19 protein-coding genes and 1 tRNA gene are annotated in these 23,075 nt (G+C 69.2%); 8 read left to right on the plus strand and 12 right to left on the minus strand.

The genetic code is table 11. The features are described 5' to 3' along the window. Positions 1 to 349: 349 nt before the first annotated feature. Positions 350 to 1,741 carry a cystathionine beta-synthase gene (locus AB0D14_RS11985; RefSeq protein ID WP_362777355.1) on the minus strand — a complete coding sequence of 464 codons (1,392 nt, stop codon included), beginning with the start codon at positions 1,739 to 1,741 and terminating at the stop codon, positions 350 to 352. A gap of 146 nt (positions 1,742 to 1,887) precedes the next feature. On the opposite strand from AB0D14_RS11985, the gene AB0D14_RS11990 reads away from it, so the two are divergent. From AB0D14_RS11990 to AB0D14_RS12000, 3 genes are all read left to right on the plus strand, one after another. Continuing rightward, positions 1,888 to 2,904, plus strand: coding sequence for an SGNH/GDSL hydrolase family protein (locus AB0D14_RS11990; RefSeq protein ID WP_362777358.1), 1,017 nt, complete (start codon positions 1,888 to 1,890; stop codon positions 2,902 to 2,904). 285 nt (positions 2,905 to 3,189) lie between these two features. Next, a complete protein-coding gene (locus AB0D14_RS11995) occupies positions 3,190 to 4,410 on the plus strand; it encodes an acetyl-CoA C-acetyltransferase (protein ID WP_362777360.1) in 1,221 nt (406 codons plus the stop codon). Positions 4,411 to 4,729: 319 nt separating this feature from the next. After that, complete coding sequence (locus AB0D14_RS12000; RefSeq protein WP_362777361.1) at positions 4,730 to 5,518, plus strand: hypothetical protein; 789 nt, start codon at positions 4,730 to 4,732, stop codon at positions 5,516 to 5,518. A gap of 28 nt (positions 5,519 to 5,546) precedes the next feature. Here AB0D14_RS12000 and AB0D14_RS12005 read toward each other — a convergent pair whose 3' ends face one another. Beyond that, the gene (locus AB0D14_RS12005; RefSeq protein WP_362777363.1) at positions 5,547 to 5,858 is read right to left on the minus strand and encodes a hypothetical protein; all 312 of its coding nucleotides are present in this window, start codon (positions 5,856 to 5,858) and stop codon (positions 5,547 to 5,549) included. Positions 5,859 to 5,962: 104 nt separating this feature from the next. Between AB0D14_RS12005 and AB0D14_RS12010 the strand changes: the two genes are divergently transcribed. Beyond that, entirely contained in the window at positions 5,963 to 6,193 is a 231-nt protein-coding gene (locus AB0D14_RS12010) for a DUF4287 domain-containing protein (RefSeq protein WP_107015651.1), read from the plus strand. A 117-nt stretch (positions 6,194 to 6,310) separates the two neighbouring features. Here AB0D14_RS12010 and AB0D14_RS12015 read toward each other — a convergent pair whose 3' ends face one another. The 3 genes from AB0D14_RS12015 to AB0D14_RS12025 form a co-directional block, all read right to left on the minus strand. Next, positions 6,311 to 7,210 carry a Bax inhibitor-1/YccA family protein gene (locus AB0D14_RS12015; protein ID WP_362777365.1) on the minus strand — a complete coding sequence of 300 codons (900 nt, stop codon included), beginning with the start codon at positions 7,208 to 7,210 and terminating at the stop codon, positions 6,311 to 6,313. A gap of 184 nt (positions 7,211 to 7,394) precedes the next feature. After that, on the minus strand, positions 7,395 to 8,582 hold the full coding sequence (locus AB0D14_RS12020) for a 4-hydroxybenzoate 3-monooxygenase (RefSeq protein ID WP_362777366.1): 1,188 nt from the start codon (positions 8,580 to 8,582) through the stop codon (positions 7,395 to 7,397). Between the two features lie 227 nt (positions 8,583 to 8,809). Then, a tRNA-Leu gene (locus tag AB0D14_RS12025) sits at positions 8,810 to 8,893 on the minus strand. Positions 8,894 to 9,286: 393 nt separating this feature from the next. Here AB0D14_RS12025 and AB0D14_RS12030 point away from each other — a divergent pair. Then, the gene (locus AB0D14_RS12030; protein WP_362777368.1) at positions 9,287 to 10,057 is read left to right on the plus strand and encodes an ABC transporter ATP-binding protein; all 771 of its coding nucleotides are present in this window, start codon (positions 9,287 to 9,289) and stop codon (positions 10,055 to 10,057) included. Between the two features lie 225 nt (positions 10,058 to 10,282). Continuing rightward, positions 10,283 to 12,820, plus strand: coding sequence for an ABC transporter permease (locus AB0D14_RS12035; protein WP_362777371.1), 2,538 nt, complete (start codon positions 10,283 to 10,285; stop codon positions 12,818 to 12,820). Positions 12,821 to 12,970: 150 nt separating this feature from the next. Here the strand turns inward: AB0D14_RS12035 and AB0D14_RS12040 are convergent, their stop codons facing one another. Together AB0D14_RS12040 and AB0D14_RS12045 are read right to left on the minus strand one after the other, a co-directional pair. Further along, entirely contained in the window at positions 12,971 to 14,269 is a 1,299-nt protein-coding gene (locus AB0D14_RS12040; RefSeq protein ID WP_362777373.1) for a cyclopropane-fatty-acyl-phospholipid synthase family protein, read from the minus strand. A gap of 309 nt (positions 14,270 to 14,578) precedes the next feature. Then, positions 14,579 to 15,961 (minus strand): NAD(P)/FAD-dependent oxidoreductase, encoded by a 1,383-nt coding sequence (locus tag AB0D14_RS12045; protein WP_362777375.1) that lies wholly within the window; start codon positions 15,959 to 15,961, stop codon positions 14,579 to 14,581. Between the two features lie 545 nt (positions 15,962 to 16,506). On the opposite strand from AB0D14_RS12045, the gene AB0D14_RS12050 reads away from it, so the two are divergent. Continuing rightward, the gene (locus AB0D14_RS12050) at positions 16,507 to 17,328 is read left to right on the plus strand and encodes an alpha/beta hydrolase (protein ID WP_362777378.1); all 822 of its coding nucleotides are present in this window, start codon (positions 16,507 to 16,509) and stop codon (positions 17,326 to 17,328) included. A gap of 202 nt (positions 17,329 to 17,530) precedes the next feature. Continuing rightward, complete coding sequence (locus AB0D14_RS12055; RefSeq protein WP_362777379.1) at positions 17,531 to 18,394, plus strand: LLM class flavin-dependent oxidoreductase; 864 nt, start codon at positions 17,531 to 17,533, stop codon at positions 18,392 to 18,394. Positions 18,395 to 18,447: 53 nt separating this feature from the next. On the opposite strand, the gene AB0D14_RS12060 is transcribed toward AB0D14_RS12055, so the two are convergent. From AB0D14_RS12060 to AB0D14_RS12080, 5 genes are all read right to left on the minus strand, one after another. Continuing rightward, a complete protein-coding gene (locus AB0D14_RS12060) occupies positions 18,448 to 19,419 on the minus strand; it encodes a Ppx/GppA phosphatase family protein (RefSeq protein ID WP_362777380.1) in 972 nt (323 codons plus the stop codon). Positions 19,420 to 19,466: 47 nt separating this feature from the next. Beyond that, positions 19,467 to 19,994 (minus strand): DUF501 domain-containing protein, encoded by a 528-nt coding sequence (locus tag AB0D14_RS12065; RefSeq protein WP_362777434.1) that lies wholly within the window; start codon positions 19,992 to 19,994, stop codon positions 19,467 to 19,469. A gap of 76 nt (positions 19,995 to 20,070) precedes the next feature. Continuing rightward, a complete protein-coding gene (locus AB0D14_RS12070) occupies positions 20,071 to 20,547 on the minus strand; it encodes a septum formation initiator family protein (protein WP_362777382.1) in 477 nt (158 codons plus the stop codon). A 124-nt stretch (positions 20,548 to 20,671) separates the two neighbouring features. Beyond that, positions 20,672 to 21,958 (minus strand): phosphopyruvate hydratase, encoded by a 1,287-nt coding sequence (gene eno / locus AB0D14_RS12075; RefSeq protein ID WP_362777384.1) that lies wholly within the window; start codon positions 21,956 to 21,958, stop codon positions 20,672 to 20,674. A 402-nt stretch (positions 21,959 to 22,360) separates the two neighbouring features. After that, complete coding sequence (locus AB0D14_RS12080) at positions 22,361 to 23,074, minus strand: transglycosylase family protein (protein WP_362777386.1); 714 nt, start codon at positions 23,072 to 23,074, stop codon at positions 22,361 to 22,363. Position 23,075: the final 1 nt, after the last annotated feature.

Genomic DNA, 23,075 nt, shown 5'->3' on the forward strand with positions numbered 1-23,075 from the left:
TGCGCGGGGACCGCCGCACCCCCGTTGCCGGGGGGCGGGACGACGGCGGTCCCCGCGAGGGACGCGGGCCGGGTCAGGGCCTGGCTTACGCGTCCGTGGCGCCCATGGAGGTCCGGGAGCCGCTCCGGAGGTCCTTGGCGCCGTTCTGGTGCCGGCCGGGGCGGGGAGCCTCCCCCCGTGCTGAACGCCTGGGAGGTGCCCGTCGCCCTTGCCGACATCCACCAATGTGCCGGACGTGTGTTAAGCGTGTGCTGCGCGGACGTGACGCGCTCGTACCACTTCCACGAAGTTCCGCCGTGACCGCTCGCGCCACAAGTCCCCCGCCGGCACCCGCGGTTCACCGGACGTCCTACTGCCGTCCACCCTTGGCCAGGAAGGACAGCAGGTCCTGCCGGCTGACGACTCCGGTGGGCTTGCCCTCGACGAGGACGATCGCCGCGTCGGCGGCGCCGAGCACGGTCATCAGGTCGCCCACCGGCTCACCGGAGCCGACCTGGGGCAGCGGCGCCGACATGTGCTTCTCCAACGGGTCGGTGAGCGAGGCCCGCTGGGTGAACAGCGCGTCGAGCAGTTCCCGCTCGACCACCGAGCCCACCACCTCGGCGGCCATCACGTCCGGGTGCCCGGCCCCCGGCTTCACGATGGGCATCTGCGAGACGCCGTACTCGCGCAGTACCTCGATGGCCTCGCCGACCGTCTCGTCCGGGTGCATGTGGACGAGCGACGGCATGGCCCCGTGCACCTTGTCGCTCAGGACGTCGGCGACGCGGGCGCTGGGGCCGTCGTCCTCCAGGAAGCCGTAGTCGGCCATCCACTCGTCGTTGAAGATCTTGCTCAGGTAGCCGCGACCGCTGTCCGGCAGCAGCACGACCACCACGTCGTCCGGGCCGAGCCGCTCGGCGACCCGCAGAGCGGCCACGACAGCCATGCCGCAGGAGCCGCCGACGAGCAGGCCCTCCTCCTTGGCGAGGCGCCGGGTCATCTGGAAGGAGTCCTTGTCGGAGACCGCGACGATCTCGTCCGCGACCGTCCGGTCGTACGCGGTCGGCCAGAAGTCCTCGCCGACCCCCTCGACGAGATACGGGCGCCCGGAGCCGCCGGAGTAGACGGACCCCTCGGGGTCGGCGCCCACGACCTGGACCCTGCCGTCACTGGCGTCCTTCAGGTACCGGCCGGTCCCGGAGATGGTGCCGCCGGTCCCCACCCCCGTGACGAAGTGGGTGATCCGCCCGTCCGTCTGCGCCCACAGCTCAGGGCCGGTGGAGTGATAGTGCGAGGCGGGATTGTCGGGGTTGGAGTACTGGTCGGGCTTCCAGGCTCCGGGCGTCTCCCGCACCAGCCGGTCGGAGACGTTGTAGTACGAGTCGGGGTGGTCGGGGTCGACCGCGGTCGGGCAGACGACGACCTCGGCCCCGTACGCGCGCAGCACGTTGATCTTGTCGGTGCTCACCTTGTCTGGGCACACGAAGATGCACTTGTAGCCCTTCGTCTGGGCCACGATGGCAAGGCCCACGCCCGTGTTGCCGCTGGTCGGCTCGACGATCGTGCCGCCCGGCTGGAGCGCGCCGCTCTTCTCGGCGGCCTCGATCATGCGCAGGGCGATGCGGTCCTTCACGGAGCCGCCGGGGTTGAAGTACTCGACCTTCGCGAGGACGGTCGCCTGGATGTGGGCGGTCACGCTGTTGAGCCTCACCAGCGGGGTGTTGCCGACGAGGCTGATCATCGAGTCGTGGAATTGCACCGTTGTCTCCGGAGCTGAAAAAGAAGTGGTCGGGGTGGTTCCGTCAGCCTAAGCCCCTCCTGGGCGTTCACACCGCGTTGAGATTGACCGACGGTCTGTACGGGGCAAGGAGTGGGTGTACGGCTAGAAGGAGGTGGCGGCTTCGCATGTCGAGCTTGTCGAGGGCGAGGGTGGCACGGCGGATCGCCGCGGGCGCGGCGTACGGCGGTGGCGGGATCGGGCTGCTGGGCGCGGCGACGGTCGGAGTGGTACTGGCCGAGGTGCGTCTGGCGAAGCGGCAGGTGGGTCATGGGCACAGTCCCCGTCCGCCGAGCGCGGACGGGCTGTACGGGTACGCGTACGCCGGTCCGGAGGAACCGTTGCGCCTGACGATGCTCGGTGACTCGACAGCGGCTGGGCAGGGAGTGCACCGGGCCCGGCAGACACCGGGGGCGCTGCTCGCGTCCGGACTCGCGGCGGTGGCGGAGCGGCCGGTGCGGTTGCGGAACGTGGCACTGCCCGGCGCCCAGTCGGACGACCTGGACCGCCAGGTCGTGCTGGCGCTGGGGGACCCGGACGGGTTGCCCGAGGTGTGCGTGATCATGGTCGGCGCGAACGACGTGACGCATCGGATGCCGGCGACAAGGTCGGTCCGGCATCTCTCGGCCGCGGTACGCCGGCTGCGTACGGCGGGCGCCGAGGTGGTCGTCGGCACCTGTCCCGACCTGGGCACCATCGAGCCGGTCCAGCAGCCGTTGCGGTGGATCGCGAAGCGGACCTCCCGTCAGCTCGCGGCCGCGCAGACGATCGGTACGGTCGAGCAGGGCGGGCGGACGGTGTCGCTGGGCGACCTGCTGGGGCCCGAGTTCGCGGCGAACCCGCGGGAGCTGTTCGGCCCCGACAACTACCACCCCTCGGCGGAGGGATACGCGACGGCGGCGATGGCCGTGCTGCCCACGGTCTGTGCCGCGCTGGGGCTGTGGCCGACGGAGGAGGAGCGGCCGGACGTCTCCCGCCGGGAGGGGTTCCTTCCCGTGGCGCGGGCGGCGGCGGAGGCCGCGGCGGAGCCCGGTACGGAGGTCGCGGCCGCCATGCCGACGGGGCCGCGGGGTCCATGGGCCCTCATCAAGCGCCGCCGGCGCCGGCGGGTCCCGGCCACGGACCCGGCCCCTACGACCGCCTGACCGGACTGTCTTCGCCCCCGCCCCCGCCGCCCCTGCCCGTCCCGTACCTGGGGGCTGGAATTCCAGCCCGTCCGGCGTTTGAGGACGAGCGCGTTCAGCGCGATTGCGGGGGTCTGGGGGCGCAGCCCCCAGGTACGGGAACGGGTAGGGGCGGCGGGGGCGGAGAAAAGCAAGCGCTTGGAAAGTGCGGCCCGAGTCACACACCCATACCCGTGACCTCGCCCATACCTACGGGTAGCTTCCCAACCAGGTCCGCCCACCCCTCGTATGCCAATGGAGCCGTACATGCCCGAAGCAGTGATCGTCTCGACCGCCCGCTCCCCCATCGGCCGCGCGTTCAAGGGCTCCCTCAAGGACCTGCGCCCGGACGACCTCACCGCCACCATCATCCAGGCGGCCCTCGCCAAGGTCCCGGAGCTGGACCCCAGGGACATCGAAGACCTGATGCTCGGCTGCGGCCTCCCCGGCGGCGAGCAGGGCAACAACCTCGGCCGTATCGTCGCCGTGCAGATGGGGATGGACCACCTCCCCGGCTGCACGATCACCCGCTACTGTTCCTCCTCGCTCCAGACGACCCGCATGGCCCTGCACGCCATCAAGGCCGGCGAGGGCGACGTCTTCATCTCGGCGGGCGTCGAGCTGGTCTCCCGTTTCACCAAGGGCAACTCCGACAGCCTCCCGGACACGCACAACCCGTTCTTCGCGGACGCCGAGGCCCGCACCGTCGAGGTCGCCGCGAGCGAGGGCGCCTCCTGGCACGACCCGCGCGAGGACGGCCTCGTCCCGGACGCGTACATCTCGATGGGCCAGACCGCGGAGAACCTCGCCCGGATCAAGGGCGTCACCCGCCAGGACATGGACGAGTTCGGCGTCCGCTCGCAGAACCTCGCCGAGGAAGCCATCAAGAACGGCTTCTGGGAGCGCGAGATCACCCCGGTGACCACCCCGGACGGCACCGTCGTCAGCAAGGACGACGGCCCGCGCGCCGGCGTCACCCTGGACGGCGTCCAGGGGCTCAAGCCCGTCTTCCGCCCCGACGGCATGGTCACGGCGGGCAACTGCTGCCCGCTCAACGACGGCGCCGCCGCCCTGGTGATCATGTCCGACATGAAGGCCCGCGAGCTGGGCCTGACCCCGCTGGCCCGGATCGTCTCGACCGGTGTCACCGGCCTCTCCCCCGAGATCATGGGCCTCGGCCCGGTGGAGGCGTCGAAGCAGGCTCTCTCCCGCGCCGGTCTGGGCGTCTCCGACATCGACCTGTTCGAGATCAACGAGGCGTTCGCCGCCCAGGTGATCCCCTCCTACCGCGACCTGGACATCCCGCTGGAGAAGCTGAACGTGAACGGCGGCGCCATCGCGGTCGGCCACCCCTTCGGCATGACCGGCGCCCGCATCACCGGCACGCTCATCAATTCCCTCCAGTTCCACGACAAGCAGTTCGGCCTGGAGACGATGTGCGTGGGCGGCGGCCAGGGCATGGCGATGGTCATCGAGCGACTGAGCTAGAGCGGGCACTCGACGAGAAGGCGCCCGAGGCGCCCGACCCGAAGCACAGTTCCCGTAACCGCGGTTGAACGCAGCGTGAACGAAACGACCCCGAGCCCCCTGCCCACCGGGGCTCTGGGTCGTTTTGTGATCGAATCTCCCCCAGGATGTGACCTAAGTCCCTCCGGGAAGGGATTTGCCCAGGTCAGAGCAACCGTGCAGGTAAACGCCAGGGCCAAAGTCCTGTCCCTTTCGTGACGTTACGCACTGACAGCTGGTTAGTCCGCCCTTCAAGCTGATGTAGGAAGTCGGGGGTCGACTTTGAACCGGGAGTACGTCAGTGAGCACCACGTTTCTCGCTCTGCTGCTCGCCACAGCCACCACCACGGCCGTGGGCGTCGCCGTTCTGCGCGCCTTGCTGGCACTGCGCCGACAGGTGGCGGCCCTGCACGCCGAGCTGACCGAAAGCCGCGCCACGGCCGTACGCGGCCTCGTACCGGCCGCCCGCAGATCCGCGGACACCGACGAGATACGCACCGCCGTGGCCGAGGCCCTCGCGGAGGAGCGGGAGCGCGAACTCGCCGAGGCCCGCGCGTTCTGGGCCGCCCAGGAGGCGCGTGACGCCGGTGACGGGCCGACGCTGCTCGGGCTGCCCGACAGCGAGCTGTTCCTGCCCCGCCAGTCGGACTTCGCGGGCCTCGAACACCTGCCGGTGACCGAGCCGCCCGCCGACGCCGACGAGTTCGCCGCCGACTCCCCCGAACTGGCCGCGGCCCGCCGGCGCCACCCCTCGCACCCCGACTTCGTCCCGGTCCAGTCGCCGATGGTGAACGACCACGAACGTACGGTGGCCTGCCTGGAGGAACTGGCCGACTCCCGCACGGAGTTGACGGACGTCCGCCCCGGGCCCCTCGGCACCCTCGACGTCTACGTCTTCGCCGACGGCACCACACTCTGCATGACCCCGGGTCACCGCGAGACCGCCGAACGCCTCTCCGAGTCCCTGCGCACCGGCCACCCACCGGTCCTGCTCGGCGGCTCGGGAGTCTCGGGCGCCTACGCCCTCACCTTCGAGTGCGGCCAGGAGAGCGTCTACGTTCTGGCGGACAGGGTCATAGCGTCACTGTAGACACCGGTTCGCGTCTGTCCGCGCACGGTCAGACGCCCGCCCTCTTCTGCGCCTCCTCCACAAGCACCAGCGCCTCCGCCAGTTCACCCTCGGTCCTCAGTACGAGTGCCAGGTCGTGCACGGCCACCGTGATCTGGTCCGCCGACGCGAACATGCCCGCGTCCGGCATCTCCCGGGGGGCCCGCTCGGGGTCCTCCAACCGCTGGGCACGCAGTGCCAACTCCCTGGCCAGACCCAATGCCTCGGCGGCGGCCCCCCGCTGCAGCCGGCTCTGCGGCGCGGCCCGCAGCCGGTCGGCGAAGTGGTCCACGGCTCGGGTCAGCGGCGTCGTATCAAGCACGCCGCGAGACTACGCGTCGCACCTGGACTGTTGCCAACGCCCGAACGCTCAGGCACGGTGGCCTGAAGGACCGGCTTACATCCCCTTTGCGTCCGGAGGCGCCGATGTCCCAAGTCTTCTCCGCGGAGACCCATCGCAATCTGCTCGCCCGCATCCCCCACTGCACCGGTCGTGAGATCTCCGACTGGCTGCGCACCGTCGACGAAGGCCCCGCTCTCCACCGCTTCGAGGAGAAGGTCAGCTGGCTCCGTGCCGAGCATGACCTCGCCTACGGCCACGCCAAAGCGATCATCCACGAGTACGACCTGAGGAGGGCAGCGCGCAACCTGCGCTGAACGCGCCTGCGCTCCGCTCCGGCACCGGAAGGACGAAGGGCCCGCGAACCGTGGTTCGCGGGCCCTTCGTCTCGAACTGTTGATCCCGAACGGTCGATGCCGAACGGTTGTCCTGCGCTAGTCGTTGCCGCTGAAGATGGCAACCAGACGCAGCATCTCCAGGTAGATCCACACGAGGCTCATGGTCAGGCCGAACGCGGCCAGCCAGGCTTCCTCGCGTGGCGCGCCATAGGCGATACCGTCCTCGATCTGCTTGAAGTCGAGCGTCAGGAAGAACGCGCCCAGGACGATCGCCAGGATGCCGACGATCGCGCCGAGCGGGCCCATGCTGCGCAGCCCGCCGTCGTCGGCGACACCGAAGACGACCAGCAGCAGGTTGACCGCCATGACGAGCACGAAGGCGATCGCGATGGCCATACCGATGCGCGCGTACCGGGCGGTGACGCGGATCCAGCCCGCCTTGTAGATCAGCAGGGTGGCGCCGGAGACGGCCATCGTGCCGAGTACGGCCTGGAAGGGCGCGCCGGACCACCTGCTGTTGTACATCTCACTGATCACGCCGAGGAAAACGCCCTCGAAGGCGGCGTACGCCAGGATCAGTGCCGGCGAGGCCTTGCGCTTGAAGGCCTGGATCAGCGCGAAGACCATCGCGATGAGCGCCGAGCCGATGGCCAGGCCGAAGCTGGTCGACGAGACCGGCAGCAGGACCCAGGCGAGAACGGCACCGACGGTGACGGTGCCGAGAGTCATGGCCGTTCGCGCGACGACGTCGTCCATCGTCATGCGGCCGGCGGCGGGCGGGGCCTGCGGCGGTGCGCCGTGCTGCAGGTCCTGCTGGGCGTACGGGTTCTGCGCGTACGGGTTGCCGCTGTGCGGGGCGCCCGGGGTGCCCTGCGCGTACGGGTTCCCCTGCGTTCCGACAGCGGGGCCCCCGGCCTGAGGCGCCGCGTTGAAGCCCGCGTAGCCGTTGTCGCGGCTGAACCCCCGTCGCGAGAAGACCGGGTTGCTGCTCCTCATTTCACTCCTCCATGGCCACCCTGCGCGGCCTTGGCTCAAGAGTAATGGGTAGGCAAAAGAATGCATCTAGTGCCTGGGGAGGATCTTTCCCCTCTTGTGACCGGGAACACCAGGTCTCACCCCGGCATTCCCGCACCGTTACAACGCCGGTGCCTACCCGTCCGGTTCCCCCGCCCGTGGTCCGTTACTCCAGGGAGAAGCCCGTGTACGCCTCGGCGAGGTCCTGCTCGGCGGCGCGCGAGGAGACGAGCCGTTCAAGACCGGCCAGCTGGATCCGGTCCTCGAAGGGCGTCGCGTCGGGCGAGCGGTGCAGCATCGTCGTCATCTCGTACGAGAACCGCTCGGCCTGCCACACCCGCCGCAGGCAGGTCTCGGAGTAGGAGTCGAGCAGGTCGCCGGACCCGGTCCTCTTCCGGTGCGCCAGCGCCCGCGCGAAGGTCACGACGTCCCCCACCGCGAGGTTCAGCCCCTTGGCGCCCGTCGGCGGCACGATATGGGCGGCGTCCCCGGCCAGGAAGAGCCGCCCGTGCCGCATCGGCTCGTGCACGTGGCTGCGCATGGGTGTGACGGACTTCGAGGTGATGGGCCCCCTCTCCAGACGCCAGCCGTCGGCCGTCTCGAAGCGGCGCTCCAGTTCGTCCCAGATCTCCACGTCGCTCCACGTCCCGGCGTCCGTGCCCTCCGGCACCTGGAGGTAGAGCCGCGAGACGACCGGCGACCGCATGGACAGCAGGGCGAAGCCGCGGTCGTGACGGGCGTAGACCAGCTCGTCGTGCGAGGGCGGCACGTCGGCGAGGATCCCCAGCCAGCCGAAGGGGTACGTCCGCTCGAAGACCCGCGTGAGCTCCTCGGGGATCGCCCGACGGGCCACCCCCCAGGAGCCGTCGCACCCGACGACGTACTCACACTCCAGGACGTCCTCCTCGCCCCCCGCGCGCCCCTCACGGCGGAACCGCACCCGGGGGCTGTCCGTGCCGGCCCCCTCGACGGCCAGGGCCTCGGCCCCGAAGAGCAGCGGCCCGCCCTCCTTGAGCTGCAGAGCGATGAGGTCCTTGCACACCTCGGTCTGGGCGTAGACCATCACGGACCGCCCGCCGGTGAGGGCGGGGAAGTCGACCCGGTGGCGCCTGCGCGCGAACCGCAGCTCGATACCGTCGTGGCGCAGCCCCTCACGGTCCATGCGCTCACCGGCGCCGGCGGCCCGCAGCACGTCCACGGTCCCCTGCTCCAGGACTCCGGCGCGCTGCCGCTGCTCCACGTACGCCCGGTCCCGGCTCTCCAGCACGACGGAGTCGATCCCCGCCCTGTGCAGCAGCCTCGCCAGCAACAGGCCGGCCGGTCCGGCCCCGATGATCCCGACGGTGGTACGCATCGACACGCCCCTTCGCGCTCCGACGACTCCCGCGAGCGCCGCCGGACGCTGTTCGGGCGCCGCCGGACACTGTTCGAGCGTTGTTCGCTGAGTGAAGTTTTATTCACCAAAATGGTCATGCGAGTCTCCGCCGGACGGAACCCGCTGTCAACGGTCATGTGGTGAAGTCTTCAATGAAGGATGCACCCTTCATCGGGATATGCCGGGAAGAGTGCAAGTGTCGGAGGTGCCCGGAACCGGACTTGAACCGGTACGCCCTGTGAGGGGCAGCGAGGTTTAAGCTCGCCGTGTCTGCATTCCACCATCCGGGCAGGCCATGGACTCCGCTTCGAGTGCCCCGAGCCTATCGGGGCAGATCCCCCGAACAGCGGTGGGGGCGCCCGATGTTGTCTTATTTTATTGGCGTCTGAGGGTGCATCAGTCCACTGAATGCGCCATCAGCACATGCCAACTGCCCTTCGGCGGACGCTGGACGGCACATGGGGAATGACGTGATTTCACCGCCCGAACGATCGGAACCTGACGAACCGTCGCCGATTTTCTCTCTCAGGGGCGGGGTCATCCCCAGGTATGACACAAAGTCGCGTGGTCCGACTCGAGTCCCCCCTCGGAACCAGAACAGGGGTTGACTACACGGCGCGGATCGGCGCCGACGATGGAACCAGTCGTCCACTCGTCGTCGTACCGACAAGGAGCACCCTTCCGTGACCACCACTCCCCTCGCCGAACGGACCACCGCGGTGGCCGCCCGCGCCACGGAACTGTCGAAGGTCTACGGACAGGGGGAGACCCAGGTGGTCGCTCTGGACCAGGTCTCCGTCGACTTCCGCCAGGCCGAGTTCACCGCCATCATGGGCCCCTCCGGCTCCGGCAAGTCCACGCTGATGCACTGCGTCGCGGGACTGGACAGCTTCTCCTCCGGTTCGGTCCGCATCGGTGACACCGAGCTGGGCTCCCTCAAGGACAAGCAGCTCACCAAGTTGCGCCGGGACAAGATCGGCTTCATCTTCCAGGCGTTCAACCTGCTGCCGACCCTCAACGCCCTGGAGAACATCACGCTCCCGATGGACATCGCGGGCCGCAAGCCGGACAAGCAGTGGCTGGACACGGTGATCCAGATGGTGGGTCTGTCCGACCGGCTCTCGCACCGCCCCTCCGAGCTCTCCGGCGGCCAGCAGCAGCGCGTCGCCGTGGCGCGTGCGCTGGCGTCCCGCCCGGACATCATGTTCGGCGACGAGCCCACCGGAAACCTGGACTCACGTGCGGGTGCCGAGGTGCTGGGCTTCCTCCGCAACTCCGTACGGGAGCTGGGGCAGACCGTCGTCATGGTCACCCACGACCCGGTGGCCGCGGCGTACGCGGACCGCGTGATCTTCCTGGCCGACGGCCGCGTGGTGGATGAGGTGCACTCCCCCACCGCCGATGCGGTCCTGGACCGCATGAAGCAGTTCGACTCCAAGGGCCGCACGAGCTAGTCGCGCGTACCCCCGCCCCTCCCGTGCCTCCGTGCCTCCGTGCAAGGGGCCGCACGAGCCGGCGGGGCGCGCCCCGTGAAGTGCCCTGCTTGAGCGCCGTACGTGACCTTCGGGCCGTCCCTGGCTGATCGCGCAGTTCCCCGCGCCCCTGAAAGGCCGCGCACAAGCCCCCTCCGGCCGGCAGCCGGCGTCACACCCGCACCCACCACCTGGACTGAGAAGACAATGCTCCGTACCGCCCTGCGCAACGTGCTAGCGCACAAGGCCAGGCTGCTGATGACCGTGCTCGCCGTGATGCTGGGCGTGGCGTTCGTTTCCGGCACCCTGGTCTTCACCAACACCATCTCGGACGCGTACCAGAAGAGCTCGTCGAAGGGCTTCGACCAGGTCGACGTGGCCGTCGAGCCGACGTTCTCGGACAACGAGGACAACGAGGACAACGAGCTCGGCAAGGACCCCCAGCTGACGCAGGCGCTGCTGGAGAAGGCCGCGAAGGCCCCCGGCGCAGAGTCCGCCATCGGCGTGGTCAGCGGCTTCACCGCGATAGCCGACCAGGACGGCAAGCTGGTCGGCGGTGGCTTCCAGTCGCAGGGCGGGAACTACTGGGGAGACAAGGACCCCCGGTACCCGCTGAAGAGCGGCAAGGCCCCGGCCGGCAAGAACGAGGTCGCCATCGACGCCGAGACGGCCAAGCGCGCCGGCTACAAGGTCGGCGACACCGTGCGGCTCTCGATCGACGGCCCGGTCCTCAGTCCGACCATCTCCGCGATCTTCAACACGGACGACGGCAACGTCGCCGCCGGCGGCAGCCTGGCCCTCTTCGACACGGCCACCGCACAGCAGCTCTTCCACCGGACCGGCACGTACGACGAGGTCGACGTGAAGGCGGCCCCCGGCACCAGCCAGACCGCCCTCCAGGCGAACCTCGAAAAAGTCCTCCCGGAGGACACCACCTTCACCACGACCGGCCAGAAGCTCGCCGACGACCAGGCCACCATGATCGAGGCGGAGATGACCGGCCTCAAGACCGGCCTGCTGGTCTTCGCCGGTATCGCCCTGTTCGTCGGCACGTTCATCATCGCCAACACCTTCACCATGCTGGTCGCCCAGCGCACCAAGGAACTGGCGCTGATGCGCGCGGTGGGCGCCTCCCGCAAGCAGATCACCCGCTCGGTGCTCCTCGAAGCCTTCCTGGTCGGCACGGTCGCCGCCGTCACGGGCCTGCTCGCCGGTATCGGCATCGGCGCGGGCCTGCGCTCCCTCATGGGCATGCTGGACGCCGTGGTCCCGGCCGGACCGCTGGTCATCACGCCGGGCACGGTCGGCACGGCCTTCGCCGTCGGCATCCTGATCACAATGCTGGCCGCCTGGCTCCCGGGCCGCCGCGCCGCGAGGATCCCCCCGGTCGCGGCGATGAGCAGTGTGCACGCCCCGGCCACCACCAAGTCGCTGGTGCTGCGCAACACCCTCGGTGCCCTGTTCTCGGGGGCGGGCGTCGCCACCGTCCTCTACGCCACGACGATGAACGGCACGGACGGCCAGGCCCCGATGGGCTTCGGCGCGGCCCTGCTGATCGTCGGCGTCTTCATCCTGACGCCCCTCCTCTCCCGCCCGCTGATCGCGAGCGCCGCCCCGGTCCTGCGCGTCTTCGGTGTCTCGGGCAAGCTCGCCCGCCTGAACTCCGTACGCAACCCGCGCCGCACCGCCGCCACGGCCTCCGCCCTGATGATCGGTCTGTCCCTCATCACCGGTATGACGGTGATGGCGGGCAGCTTCCAGAAGGGCATCGACAAGATGGCCACGTCCGCGCTGAAGGCGGACTACGTGGTCTCCATGGCGAACTTCAACTCGCTCTCGCCGGACGTCGAGAAGAAGCTCGCCAAGACCGACGGCGTCACCGCCATCAGCGCCATGCGCAACGCATCCGGGCGCATCGACGGCGAGACCGACTACGTGACCGGCGTGAAGGGCTCCGCGATCGGCGAGCTGACCGATCTGAAGGTCGACGACGGTTCCTTCAAGGTCAGCAGCACCCAGGCGGTCGTGGACGAGGACACCGCCGAGAACTACGGCTGGAAGGCCGGTTCGACGTTCTCGGTCTCGTACGAGGACGGCAAGAAGCACGAGATGACGGTCGCCGGTGTCTACGAGGGCAACGAGATGGTCAGGGGCATCCTGGTCGACACCGCGACCCTCGCCCCGAACCAGACGGACCCGGGCGACGAGCAGGTCATGCTGAAGACCTCCGACGGACCGTCCGACGCCACCAAGGACAGCCTGGAGAAGGCCCTCGGCAACAACCCGGCCATCAAGGTCCAGGACAAGCAGGACGTCTCCAACGAGATCGCGCAGATGTTCACACTGATGCTGAACATGCTGTACGGCCTGCTGGCGATGGCCGTCATCGTCGCCGTCATCGGCGTCATCAACACCCTCGCCATGTCCGTCTTCGAGCGTTCGCAGGAGATCGGCATGCTCCGCGCGATCGGCCTCGACCGCAAGGGGATCAAGAGGATGGTCCGCCTGGAGTCCCTGCTCATCTCCCTCTTCGGCGGGGTGCTCGGCGTGGGCCTGGGCGTGTTCTTCGGCTGGGCCGCCGGTGAACTCGCGGCCGGCAGTATGCCGACGTACGAGCTGGTGCTGCCGTGGGGCCGGATGGGTGTCTTCATGGTGCTGGCGGCGGTGGTCGGCATCATGGCGGCCCTGTGGCCGGCCCGGCGGGCGGCCCGCCTGAACATGCTGACGGCGATCAAGGCCGAGTAGCCGAGCAGCGGCCACCGGCCGCCCGACGGATGGGGCCCCGTTCCTGATGGAAAGGGGCCCCATCCGCGTACCCGGGCCCGCTCGACCAACCGCGTACCGGGCCGGCCCGGTCACAGGTACCGGACCGGCCGATTCCACGTACCGGACCGCTCAGTTCCAGGTACGGGCCCGCAGCGGCACGCCCGACGCCCCGGAGTCCGGTGTCCGTACGGCCAGTACCTGGTTGACGCCGATCTGGTTGCGTTCGAAGGCGACCGCCGAGGCAGCCATGTAGAGGCGCCAGACACGGGCCCGGCCGGGGCTGGTGAGACGGACGGCGTTCGGCCAGTCGGCCTCCAGGTTGGCCACCCACCGGCGCAGGGTGAGCGCGTAGTGCTCGCGGATCGACTCGACGTCACGGACCTCGAAGCCGGCACTCTCCAACTGGGTCACGGTCACGCCGATCGGCGCGAGCTCCCCGTCCGGGAAGACGTACGCGTCGATGAACCCGTCGAGCTCGTACGCCGATTCGTCGTGCCACGGCCGACGCCCGATCTGGTGGTTCAGGAGCCGTCCGCCCGGCTTCAGGAGGGCGTACAGATTCCGGGTGTACTCCAGATAGCGCTCGCTGCCGACGTGTTCGGCCATGCCGATGGAGGAAATCGCGTCGTACGGGCCGTCGGTGACGTCGCGGTAGTCCTGGACGCGGATCTCGACCCGGTCGGTGAGGCCCTCCTCCGCGACGCGCTTACGGGCGTACGCGGCCTGCTCCTGCGACAGCGTCACGCCGACGACGCTCACGCCGTGCTCACGGGCCGCGTGGATGGCCATCGAGCCCCAGCCGCAGCCCACGTCGAGCAGCCGCATGCCCGGCCTCAGATCCAGCTTGCGGGCGACGAGTGAGAGCTTGTCGCGCTGGGCGTCCTCCAGGGTGCCGTCCGGGGACTCCCAGTAGGCGCACGAGTAGACCATGGACGGCCCGAGCACGATCTCGTAGAAATCGTTCCCGACGTCGTAGTGGTGGCTGATCGCCCGTCGGTCACTGTGTTTGGTGTGCAGATGGGAGAGACGCGAGCGTCTGCGTACCTCCTCGCGGGGCGGGGCGGGCGGCAGCGGCGACCCCGCCATCCGTACGAGCCCGCGCACGGCGGCCCGTACTTCGGGGTCGCGCAGGGCCTGCCCGAGGCTTCTGGCGTCCTCGTCCCGCTCCCATACCGTCTCGGCCACCGCGTTCAGAACGGCGTACAGATCGCCGTCCACGGTCAGATCTCCGGCGACCCAGGCCCTCGCCATGCCCAACTCCCCAGGTTTCCAGAGAAGTCGGCGCAGAGCCCGCCGGTTCCGTACGACGAGCACCGGGGCACCCGGCGGCCCCGCCTGCGAACCGTCCCAGGCACGAATCCGTACCGGTAGCGGGGCCCCCAGCAGCTGTTCCATCAGCGACTTGAGCCGAAGCGCCGCGTCCTGCATGACGCACACCTCCGTGACGATGGATCCCACAAACTCCAACACCACGTAAACACCAACGAGCCCGGAGCGCAGTCCCGCCAAAGTGTTATGTCTGAGCAAAATAAGTGCAGGTGCCATGCATTTCGCGGCGGCGACCGCCTTTTCAGGCCGAAGGGGCCTCCCGCACCACGGATGGCGGAAGGCCCCTTCAGGAAAAACAGGTGAAGCAGGAAAAGCAGGTGGAACAGATGAAGCACGTGGAGCAGGTGAGGCACGTGGCGCAGGTCGAGCGGACGGAGCGGGCGGAGCAGGCTGGCCGCTGACCCGAGGTCAGGAGGCCTTGGCCTTCTCCTCCGTCTTGGCGACGGCCGGAGCGGGCGCGGGCTTCGCCGCCTCGTAGAACTCCTCACGAGGAGTCTCCATGGCACCGAGAGAAACGACCTCGCGCTTGAGGAACACGGCCAGTGTCCAGTCGGCGAAGACCCGGATCTTCCGGTTCCAGGTCGGCATGGCCAGACCGTGGTAGCCACGGTGCATGTACCAGGCCAGCCGCCCCTTGAGCTTGATCTGCACCTTGCCCATGACGATCATCGCGACGCCCTTGTGCAGGCCGAGACCGGCCACAGCACCCTTGTTGGCGTGGCTGTACTCCTTCTGCGGGAAGCCCCGCATACCGGAGATCACGTTGTCACCGAGGACCCGCGCCTGACGCAGCGCGTGCTGGGCGTTCGGCGGGCACCAAGCGTTCTCGTTGCCGGCCTTGCGGCCGACGAGGTCCGGCACCTGGGCGTTGTCGCCGGCGGCCCAGACGTAGTCCGTGCCCTGCACCTGGAGGGTGACCCCGGTGTCCACGTGACCACGGGGACCGAGCGGCAGGCCGAAGCGGGAGAGCACCGGGTTGGGCTTGACGCCGGCCGTCCACACGACCGTGCTGGAGTCGACCTCAAGGCCGTTCTTCAGGACCACGTGACCGTCGACGCAGGAGTTCATGGAAGTGGAGAGGTAGACCTCGACCCCACGTCCTTCGAGGTGCTCCTTGCCGTACTGGCCGAGCTTGGGGCCGACCTCGGGCAGGATCTTGTCCGCGGCGTCGACGAGGATGAAGCGCATGTCCTCGCGGGACACGCTGCTGTAGTACTTCGACGCGTCCCGGGCCATGTCCTCGACCTCGCCGATGGTCTCCGCACCCGCGAAGCCACCGCCGACGAAGACGAAGGTCAGCGCCTTGCGGCGGACATCCTCGTCGGTCGTGGAGTCTGCCTTGTCCAGCTGCTCCAGCACGTGGTTGCGCAGGCCGATGGCCTCCTCGATGCCCTTCATGCCGATGCCCTGCTCGGCGAGGCCGGGGATCGGGAAGGTACGGGAGACCGCGCCCATCGCGACGACCAGGTAGTCGAAAGGCAGCTCGTACGCCTCACCCACGAGGGGGGCGATCGTGGCGACCTTGCGGTCCTGGTCGATGGTGGTGACCCGGCCGGTGAGGACTTCCGCCTTGGGCAGCACGCGTCGCAGCGGGACGACGACGTGCCGAGGCGAAATGCTGCCGGCGGCGGCTTCGGGCAGGAAGGGTTGGTAGGTCATGTACGACCGGGGGTCGACGACCGTGACGGTCGCCTCGCCGTAGCGCATCTTCTTGAGAATGCGCCGAGCTGCGTACAGGCCTACGTACCCACCGCCTACTACGAGGATCCTGGGACGCTCCGTGGTGCTCATGCCATCGAGTATCCACCCGCCCCAGGGGGGTCGCTCGTGCGCCCCTTCACAAGCTCCTACGCCCCCTCTGTTACACTGCGCGGCTCACGTGATCCAGGTCATGGTCGAACAGGGGAACCAGTGGGCACCGCGGCCCGTTGTCAATGCCGCGTGAGCTGCTACTCCATCCCCTGAGCCCGGTAGACCAGTCCGTCTCACCGCACGATCGCGACGCCATCACGGCACCCGCGGTACGGCCTGTTGATCATGCCTTGACCCCATCCGAAGCCCCGAATGGATCCGGAGTCGGGAAAACCTCCCCTGGCAGGGCCCAATCTCTTGTGAAGAACTTCACGAAGTTTTCCGGCGGGCCGGCGCCAAGGCCGTTTCCACCGCCCCACACAGCCCGCCAACAGCGCTCATACGTCATCCGACCTGCTCAGTCGAGGTGGAACTTTGGTGCCCCCGTATCAGCCGGCCGGATGGTCATGACAGTCATGCTGATGAGGCATGCGACATGCTCCAGGTGGAAGGTGTTGTTCACGAGGCAGGAGAGGAGGCCAGTGATGGACTGGACGCTTGGTGAGGAATTCGAGACGCCTGAAGGGGTGGTGCGGTGGGGGACCCTGGGTCGCGGAGACCCGGTCGTACTGGTGCACGGCACGCCGTATTCCTCCTTTCTTTGGCGGGACATCGCTCCGGCCCTCGCCCGCACCCGCAAGGTCTTCTTCTTCGACCATCTCGGCTTCGGCCAGTCCGACCAGCGCGAGGGCCAGGACCTCAGCCTGGCGGCTCACGCGAAGAACTTCGCCCGGCTCCTCGACCACTGGGAGCTGTCCGGCCCCAGCGTGGTCGCCCACGACATCGGCGGGGCAGTGGCGCTTCGGACCTTGCTGCTGGAGAAGAGGAGCTACCAGGATCTGACCCTCTTCGACGCGGTCAGCGGTGGCGAGTGGGAGCGAGGGCTCTTCCAGCTCTTCCTGGAGCACGAGGAGGTCTTCCAGAAGCTTCCGGGTTACGCGCACGAAGCGCTCGTCGCCAGTCACCTGCGGCACGCCACGCACGTCGGCTTCCGGCCGGGGGTTCTCGATGCGTTCCTCGCACCGTGGCGGGGGGACTCGGGGCAAGCGGCGTTCTACCGTCAGTACAGCCAGATCAGGCAGGCGGACACGGTCGCGTACGAGCACTTGCTGGGCGGTATGTCGCTTCCGGTGCGGCTCGTCTGGGGCCGCGAGGACCGCATTCTTCCTCCGCGGTACGCCGAGTGGTTGCACGAACGCGTTCCACACGCGGAGCTGCACTGGATCGAGGGCGCCGGCCACCTTCTCCAGGAAGACGCGCCGGGCCAGCTGTTGGCCTGTCTGACAGCCGGTTTCCCCTCGGCCTGAGCCGCGGTGCGCGCGGCGGTCTTCGGCTGGGCGGCGGTCTCCGGCTGGGCGGCGGTCCGGCCCGAAAGCACACGCGAGTCCGGTGCACTGCTGGAGCACTGCCGGAGCGCGAGTCCGGTGCACTGCCGGCTCTGTCGACGCGGTGCAGGTTCTGGCGCCGAATCCTGTTGCCCTTGCGCGGCCGGCTGCGCACCCTGTGGGGATGCGCTTCTCCGTCAACATCCCCAACTTCGGTGACTTCGCCAACCCCCGTAACGTCGCGACCGTGGCGGCTGCCGCCGAACAGGCCGGCTGGGACGGACTCTTCGTCTGGGACCACGTACTGCACCGGCAGCACCAGGGGCGTCCCTTCGGAGACCCCTGGATGCTGCTGACCGCGGCCGCGCTGGCGACCTCCCGGATCCGGCTGGGCACCCTGTTGACGCCGGTCCCCCGTTACCGCCCGCAGCAACTCGCCCGCCAGGTGGCCACCCTGGACCACCTCAGCGGCGGCCGGGTGACCTTCGCCGTCGGCCTGGGCGGTCCGATCGAGGACGAGTACCGCAGCTTCGGCGACACCGCCGAGCCACGCGTCCTCGCCGAGCGGCTGGACGAGGGACTGGAGGTGTTGAGGCGCTTCTGGTCGGGCGAGCCGGTGAACCACCACGGCCGGCACTACGAGGTTCGGGACGTGACACTGCTGCCCGCCACCGTGCAGCAGCCCGGTCCGCCGGTGTGGATCGGCGGGTTCTGGCCGCGGCGTCCGCCCATGCGGCGGGCAGCACGGTGGGACGGCGTGGTGCCACTGTTCGAGACGGCCCGGCATGGGCATGCGCCGGACGTGACAGAGGTACGGGAACTTGTCGCCTACGTACGCGAGCACCGTACGGCCGGGTCCGAGCGCCCCTTCGAGTTCGTGCTCGGCGGTGCCACGCCCCCGGACGCGGCCAAGGCCAAGGACGTGATCGGTCCGCTGCACGACGCCGGCGCCACCTGGTGGGACGAGCGACAGATCCAGACCGGCCCCGACCTGGACCGCCTGTCCTCAGTACTGCGCCGCGTCGAGGCGGGGCCGCCTGTGCTCTGACCAGCCGTTCGAGGGTGCGCCGGTGCCGGCTCTACGCGGCGCACCACCGCGGATCAGTCCCTCTTCTCATCCGCTTCGGCCTCTTCGGCCACCTTGAAGGCGATGCCGTCGAGGATGTCGTGCTCGCTCACGACGACCTCCTGGGCCCCGGTCCTCTCCATGATCGAGAGGAGCACGAGGGCGCCGGCACCGATGACGTCCACGCGGCCCGGGTGCATCGAGGGGATCGCCGCACGCTCGGCGTGAGTGGAGGTGAGCAGCCGCTCGGTGATCTCGCGGACGCGGTCCCGGGAGAGCCGGGAGTGGTGAATGGCCTCGGGGTCGTACTCCGCAAGCTCCTGGGCGATCGCCGAGACCGTGGTGACGGACCCGGCGAGTCCGACGAGCGTACGGGCCTCACGCAGAGGCACGGACTCCTCGGCGAGGTCGAGGGCCGCCTCGATGTCGGCGCGGATCGCCCGGATCTGCTCCTCGGACGGCGGGTCGGTGACCACGCCGTCCCGGACGAGGTGCCGTTCCGTCATCCGTACGCAGCCGATGTCCACCGAGCGGGCGCCCCGCACGTGGTCGTCGCCCACGACGAACTCGGTGGAGCCGCCGCCGATGTCCACCACGAGGTAGGGCTTGGCAAGGTCGTCACGGCCCGTCAGCTCCTTGGTGGCCCCCGTGAACGAGAACTCCGCCTCCTGGTCGCCGGAGATGACCTCGGGCTCCACACCCAGGATGTCGAGAACCCCGCGGACGAACTCGTCCCGGTTCTCGGCGTCGCGGGAGGCCGAGGTCGCCACGAAGCGCAGTCGCTCGGCGCCGTGCTCCTTGATGACCGCGGCGTACTCGCGGCAGGCCGCGAAGGTGCGCTCCAGGGCCTCGGGCGCGAGCCGTCCCGTCCGGTCCACGTCCTGTCCGAGCCGGACGATCGTCATCCGGCGGTCCAGATCGACGAGTTCACCGGTCCGGGGATCCACGTCCGCGACGAGCAGCCGGATGGAGTTGGTACCGCAGTCGACGGCAGCGACGCGAGTCATGACAGTGCTCTCCTGTTGCGATCGTTCGTCCCTTTCGGGGGTCTCTCTTACGCCTCGGTGGACGCCGGCACCACACACGCCCCCTTGCGCCACCACTCCGGCAGCATCTCGATGGCCTCGTCACCAAGGGGGTTCACCCCCGGCCCCGCGGCCAGCGAGTGCCCGACCAGGACATGCAGGCACTTCACCCGGTCCGGCATCCCACCCGCGCTCGGAAACCCTTCGAGCACCTCGATGGAGTCGCGACGGGCGATGTAGTCCTCATGAGCGGCCCGGTACGCCGCGGCCAGCTCGGGGTCCGTGGCGAGACGGTCCGTCATCTCCCTCATGACACCGTTCGCCTCCAGCGTGCCGATGGCGGAGGCCGCACGCGGGCACGTCAGGTAGTACGTCGTCGGGAACGGCGTCCCGTCGGGAAGACGGGGGGCCGTCTCCACGACGTCCGGCTGCCCGCACGGGCAGCGGTGCGCGATCGCGCGCAGCCCGCGCGGCGGCCGCCCGAGCTGCTGCTTGAAGGCCTCGACGTCCGCGTCGGTGGGCTCGGTGCGGGGAGTGGGCGGCGGGGGCGTTTGCATGCCTTGGGTCTGTGTCTTTCTCATCAGCCGATGGTCAGTCGCCAGTCGGTCACTGATCAGTCGGTGGTCGGTCGGTTCACTGGTGGGAGGCGTCGGCCTTGTCGACGCCCTCCCAGACGTTGACGTACCAGGCCCGGTCGGCCGCCGTCCGGTCCGTACGCGTCTTCTTCGCCGCGTCGGGGTCGATCACGACGTAGCCGGTCTCGCCCGGCATCACATAGTGCAGCCGCTCCCGGATGCGCTGCTCGGCGTACGCGTCGTCCTGCCACCGAGCCTTCAGGTCACGCAGCTGTTCGACCCGCTCGCGGGCCTGCTCGCGCTCCCGCTGCAGATCGGCGACCTCGGCGCGCTGGGAGACGTACTGCCTTATGGGATAGGCGAGGGCCACGACGAGCGAGCAGAGGACCAGGGCGAGCAGTGCCGCCCGGCCGGTCAGCCGCGAGCGGCGCGCCTGGCGTTTGGTCTGGGAGCGGTAGACACGGGCGGCGGTCTGCTCACCGAGCACCCGCAGCCTGGTCGCGGTGGAGAACCGGTCACGGTCCTTCACGGCCATCTGTCCCGCCTCCCCTATACGTGCGTACGTCCCCGCACACGGTACGGGACCGGATACGGGGACGTACGTACGACGGGGCTGTCACCCCTCATCACAAGGCCGGAGCTCAGCCCTTGACCGGAACTCAGCCCTTGAAGCGGGGGAAGGCCGAGCGGCCCGCGTACACCGCGGCGTCGTCGAGGATCTCCTCGATGCGCAGCAGCTGGTTGTACTTGGCGACGCGGTCCGAGCGGGCCGGGGCGCCGGTCTTGATCTGGCCGCAGTTCACGGCGACCGCGAGGTCGGCGATGGTGACGTCCTCGGTCTCGCCGGAGCGGTGGGACATCATGCACTTGAAGCCGTTGCGCTGGGCCATCTCGACGGCGTCCAGGGTCTCGGTCAGCGAGCCGATCTGGTTGACCTTGACGAGCAGGGCGTTGGCGGAGCCCTCCTCGATGCCGCGGGCGAGGCGCTCGGGGTTGGTGACGAAGAGGTCGTCGCCGACGATCTGGACCTTGTCGCCCAGCTTCTCGGTGATGACCTTCCAGCCGGCCCAGTCGTCCTCGTACAGCGGGTCCTCGATGGAGACCAGCGGATACGCGGCGACGAGCTCCTCGTAGTACTCGGTCATCTCCGCGGCCGAGCGGGACTTGCCCTCGAACTCGTACTTGCCGTCCTTGTAGAACTCGGACGCGGCGACGTCCAGCGCGAGGGCGACCTGCTCACCGGGGATGTAGCCGGCCTGCTTGATGGCCTCAAGAATGAGGTCGAGGGCCTCGCGGTTGGAGCCGAGGTTCGGGGCGAAGCCGCCCTCGTCGCCGAGGCCGGTGGACAGACCGCGGGTCTTCAGGACCTTCTTGAGGGTGTGGTAGACCTCCGCGCCCCAGCGCACGGCCTCGGAGAAGGACTCCGCGCCGATCGGGGCGATCATGAACTCCTGGATGTCGACGTTGGAGTCGGCGTGCGACCCACCGTTCAGGATGTTCATCATCGGGACGGGCAGCAGGTGCGCGTTCGGTCCGCCCAGGTAGCGGAAGAGCGGCAGGTCGCTGGTCTCGGAGGCGGCGTGGGCGACGGCGAGGGAGACGCCGAGGATGGCGTTGGCGCCGAGCGATGCCTTGTTGTCGGTGGCGTCCAGGTCGATCATCGCCTGGTCGATGAGGCGCTGCTCGGTGGCGTCGTAGCCGACGAGCTCCGGGCCGATCTGCTCGATGACGGCGAGGACGGCCTTCTCGACACCCTTGCCGAGGTAGCGGTTGGGGTCTCCGTCACGGAGTTCAACAGCCTCGAAGGCACCGGTGGAGGCGCCGGACGGAACGGCGGCACGACCCGTGCTGCCGTCGTCGAGGCCGACCTCGACCTCGACCGTGGGGTTGCCTCGGGAGTCCAGGATTTCCCGGGCTACGACGACGTCGATGGACGGCACGAGCATCTCCTTCTGGGATGTGACGCGAGTACGCCGGGTGTGGGCCCGGCACAACGCGGAACTGTGATGGCTCCGCGACATGAGCCTAACCGCCCGGGAGAGATCGGCCAGCCTCTCGACCACCCCATGGACAGAACCGAGGGTAAACATTGTTCCCCTATGAAACAAAAAAGTCCCGCCCCGGTGCGTACGGGGGAACACGCACCGGAGCGGGGGGCCCGTGGGGGACGGGGGCGGCCCTCACGAGACCTCCACTATGGAGGACACGGATGTGAGAGCACCGTGGTTCAGCCGCGATTCGGTTGTGGGCCGGAATTCCGGCCGAGGCTGAGCGGCCAGGGCCTCGACCGGAACGTGAGCGGGATGTGACGCCCGCACAACCGAAGTGGGGAACGCGACCGGCGGGGGTCAGCTGAGGTGCAGCTGCTGACCCGGGAAGATGAAGTCGGCGTCGTCGACGATGTCGCCGTTCAGCTTGTACAGCTTCGCCCAGCCGCCCTTGACCTTCTCCTTCGCGGCGATCTCGCTGAGGGTGTCACCCTTGACGACCTTGTACTCGCCGTCACCCTTCTTGACCTTCTTGCCGGTCGGGGTCTCGACGGTCTTCTTCGCGGCCGGACGGTCCTGGGAACGCGAGGCGCGCTCCTCGGAGGACTGCGAGTTCTGCTGCTGCGACTGCGAGGTGCTCTGGCCGGAACCGTTCGAGTCCGAGGAGCCGGAGCCCGAGGGCGCCGTGCCGCCACCGGTCGAGGCACCGGACAGGCCCACGCCACAGCTCGGCCAGGCGCCCTTGCCCTGGCTCGCGAGAACCTTCTCGGCGACGGCTATCTGCTGGGACTTGGAGGCCTGGTCGGCGCTGGAGGCGTACGAGTTGCCGCCGTACGCGGCCCAGGTCGAGGGCGAGAACTGCAGGCCGCCGAAGTAGCCGTTGCCGGTGTTGATCGACCAGTTGCCACCGGACTCGCACTGGGCGACGGTGTCCCACTCGGAGGTGGAGGCGGCGGAGGCTCCCGAGGCGCCCATCAGCGGGACGGCGATGGCCGCGGTGGTGACACCGGCGAGCGTGGCGATACGAGTGGTCTTGGACGGGCGGCGGTGCTTGCCCTTGCTCGAAAGCAGCATG

This window comes from Streptomyces sp. NPDC048484, assembly GCF_040651415.1.
Classification (GTDB): Bacteria; Actinomycetota; Actinomycetes; order Streptomycetales; family Streptomycetaceae; genus Streptomyces.